The sequence below is a fragment of the Mesorhizobium sp. M7A.F.Ca.US.014.04.1.1 genome, from assembly GCF_003998745.1.
GTDB lineage: Bacteria > Pseudomonadota > Alphaproteobacteria > Rhizobiales > Rhizobiaceae > Mesorhizobium > Mesorhizobium ciceri.
This window is the reverse complement of sequence record NZ_RZRW01000628.1, coordinates 1-3,160: the sequence shown is the minus strand read 5'-3', so window position 1 is coordinate 3,160 and position 3,160 is coordinate 1. Positions and strand designations below refer to the sequence as shown.

Below are 3,160 nucleotides of genomic sequence, written 5' to 3'. Positions count from 1 at the left end.
ATCCCAGACCGTGAGTGGTACTCGCCCTTGTGCGCCAGTCGCCGCCACTCCCCCGGCGTCATCCCCATCCTTTCGGCGAAGACATGCCGGAATGCCGAAACGGATTGATACCCGACGGTCTCGGCCACGGCCTCTGCGCTGATGGCTGGCTTCTTCAACTCGTTGGCGGCCAGGCTCATGCGCAGATCAGGCAAAAAATCGAGGGCGGAGCGACCCAGCTTGTCCTGAAACTGGCGCATGAACGTAGCGCGCGACACCCCGCACAAATCGGCCAGATCGGGCAGTTTCCAAGGCCGTGCCGCATCGGCGAACATTGCCGCAATTGCTGGTGCCAGCCGCGGATGGCCAGCCAGGGCCAACAAGCCTTCGGGGGCTTTCCCGGATTGGCTCGCCGCGCGCAGTACCAGTGTGAAAAGCGCCGAGGAAAGCGCGTTGAGAATGGCGCGCCCTCCCGCCCTGTCACCGGAGGACTCCATCCGCATCAGCCCGACAAGACCGGCAAGTTGGTTGGATGCGGACCCCATGCCGTCTTCTCCATGGCTGTCCACAGCGCGTGTCACCAGGTTGGCGGGCAGGTAGTTGCGGATCAGTCGATCATGGGGTGGCGCGATAAAAAATCGCCCACACAGCAGATCCAGTTGCTCGCCCTCGCCATCATTCTCGCTCAGCATCCATCCGGCTGACCCCCGGCGTTGCTGGGTAGGAATTGGTGTTTGCCCGCTACCGTCGTGCAGTACATGCGCCGCGCCGTGAGGCAGCAGCACAATATCTCCGCTCAGCAGCTCCCGCGCCGCTCTCGTCTTCGGATCCTCGAGAATGGCCCGGCCCTTGACTATGACGTGGTAGGGAATTTCGTTCGCGGCAGCCTTGTTCCAGGCAACGCGCCACGGTGCACCATAGGCGCAGCGGACCTCGAGCTGGCCGGTCACGGTGATGATTTGCAGGAGATGGCTCAGCCAGTCCACTTCAGACATTGGACCTCGAAACGGAGATAGTGAAACGTCTTATCGTAATTATGGATTGTTTGCACAAATCGAAAGTACCAAGAGAGACGGCAACACGCCCGCCGATCATGAATGCGTCTCCAGGTGAAGAACTTGTCTACATGCCGAGCGCGGAGGCACCACGCACTAGATTGCTGCGGCCGTAACGGAGCAACTGGTAAAAGGATGGAGCAGTTTCCTGTCTCTGAACAGCTGCGAGGCCGATCAGCCGCCGCAGCCTACCGCCATCCCCGCACCATATGAGATTGGACGCTGCGCCCTGGGGTCTCCCAATGAGTGTCCGGGGTCTCACCATTTATCGGTTGCAGCCATTCGTCAGAGCTGATGATGGCTCACGGTCGCTTTCAACAGAGGACGGTATTTGTTATCCAGGCCGATATTTGGAGCCGAGCGATATTGTGATGCTTGCCTTGTGATCCAGGTTGCCCCGCCGCCTTTGATAGACACCTGTTGTTAGGCCTTAGCTTTCCGATTCGCTGGTGTTTTCCTCAACGGCGTTTTTGCAGTTGGCTTGCGGCCGAGTCCGCTGGATTTCGCGAGGGCTGACCGCTGGGCCGCGTAGCTCGGTGCAACCATGGGATAGTCCTTGGCGAGCCCCCACCTGGCTCTGTACTCGTCGGGTGTCATTCCCAGCAACCCAAGGTGGCGCTTCATAGACTTGAACTTGCGTCCGTCCTCCAGGCTGATGATGTAATCGGGAAACACGGACTTTTTTGGATTGACTGCCGGAACAAGCGCGGGCGGCGTCGCTTCCACCGGCTGACCCAATCCCGACAAGGCAGAATTGACGCTGGCGATCAATTCGGGAAGACCGGCCGCCGGAATGGCGTTCTTCTGGACATATGCCGCCACTATGTCGGTGGTGAGCTGCAACAACTGGACCTGCGGTGCTTCAGCGTCATTCTGCATATTTCGAGTTTCCCATTTGATTGGCTTTGTCTCTATTGAGGAACTTTACAACGTGCAACGGCCCACAGATCATGGATGGGGCTCCACGCGAAGAAACCTGTCTATATTTTAAAGCGGTGGCACCGCACCTGACCTACCCGCTGGCAACTGACTGACCACAGGATTGATTCAATGCCGGCTTGAGGCAGTAGCAGGATACCGAGTGTTTATAGCGCAAGTCGGAGTACCGAGGTTCAATCGGGCGCGTCGATAGCGCGACCATAGTCGGCGGCATTCGCCAATCCACAGGGTATGCGTCAGCCGTTTCGCGATCCGGGGGCTGACGCCGCAGAGAAAACCCGCGGGTGGCAACAATCGCGCGGGTGATCTTCTCGATCCAACGGTGTCTAACCGAGATTCCTGGGGATAATCACTCGTCGCTCCGGGACTCGCTGGCGCTTTGACAAACTCGGTTTTCCAGACCGGGGGCCGAGTGCACAAGATCCTGGCATGTCACCGCCAAGGCACCGCCACCGGGCGGAACCGCTTGCCCAGACTGCTGGACAGCAACCACGACATTCCAATTGCAAAGCAGATCGCGTACCGCTCGATTTTCAGAGGAAAAATATACATTCCGGCCGTCCCGGCGGATTTTTACGAGCCCAACTTCCCGGAGCTTGGCTAGGTGGTGCCACGAGGCTGTCCGGCTAATATTAAGCCGTTCGCGAATTTTGCGATCCGGCAATTCATAGTCGAGCAGCAAGCTCAAAATGTGCAGCCGCCGCGCATTGCCCAGCACCTCCAGAAATTCGGCCGCTTGTGCGGCGTTAGCCCTTAGTCCGTCCGAGACCATGGATGCCTCTTCCCCAGCAACTTGCCGTCACGCCCGAAGACTGCGGAACAATCGATCTCTTCAATGAACACGGCCAGATCATCTGGCACGAGCCACTGGGCGTAGGACCGAAGCCGTCTCAACCCACAAGCCTTGGCATGCCTCTCGGCGCGCTCGGATTCAAGTCCAGCCATCGTTGAGCGCTGTTGTTGGATTGGCACGAAACCATTGAGGCGTCCTTCCGCCAGCTGACTGGCCCAGCAAGTCGTGACCTGTTCCACTCACCGCTCCTTTACGTGACCCGGCAGACAAAATACCACAGCCATGTCGATAGTGTCGGCTCCTCCATTATGATTAAGGTGGCGGGTTCTCCCCACCGCATTTCGGAGTTAGCCCTTTTGACGGTATGATTGCATTGCGTATCAACGGGATGCGC

At 58.5% G+C, this 3,160-nt stretch carries 3 protein-coding genes; all 3 read right to left on the bottom strand.

What is annotated here, in order from left to right:
* A partial coding sequence (locus EOA22_RS28900; RefSeq protein WP_164755940.1) for an AraC family transcriptional regulator occupies positions 1-974 on the bottom strand: 974 nt, incomplete at its 3' end.
* A 483-nt stretch (positions 975-1,457) separates the two neighbouring features.
* Positions 1,458-1,913 (bottom strand): MucR family transcriptional regulator, encoded by a 456-nt coding sequence (locus EOA22_RS28895; RefSeq protein WP_127390401.1) that lies wholly within the window; start codon positions 1,911-1,913, stop codon positions 1,458-1,460.
* A gap of 409 nt (positions 1,914-2,322) precedes the next feature.
* Positions 2,323-2,745 (bottom strand): metalloregulator ArsR/SmtB family transcription factor, encoded by a 423-nt coding sequence (locus tag EOA22_RS28890; protein WP_063170839.1) that lies wholly within the window; start codon positions 2,743-2,745, stop codon positions 2,323-2,325.
* Between the last annotated feature and the right edge of the window lie 415 nt (positions 2,746-3,160).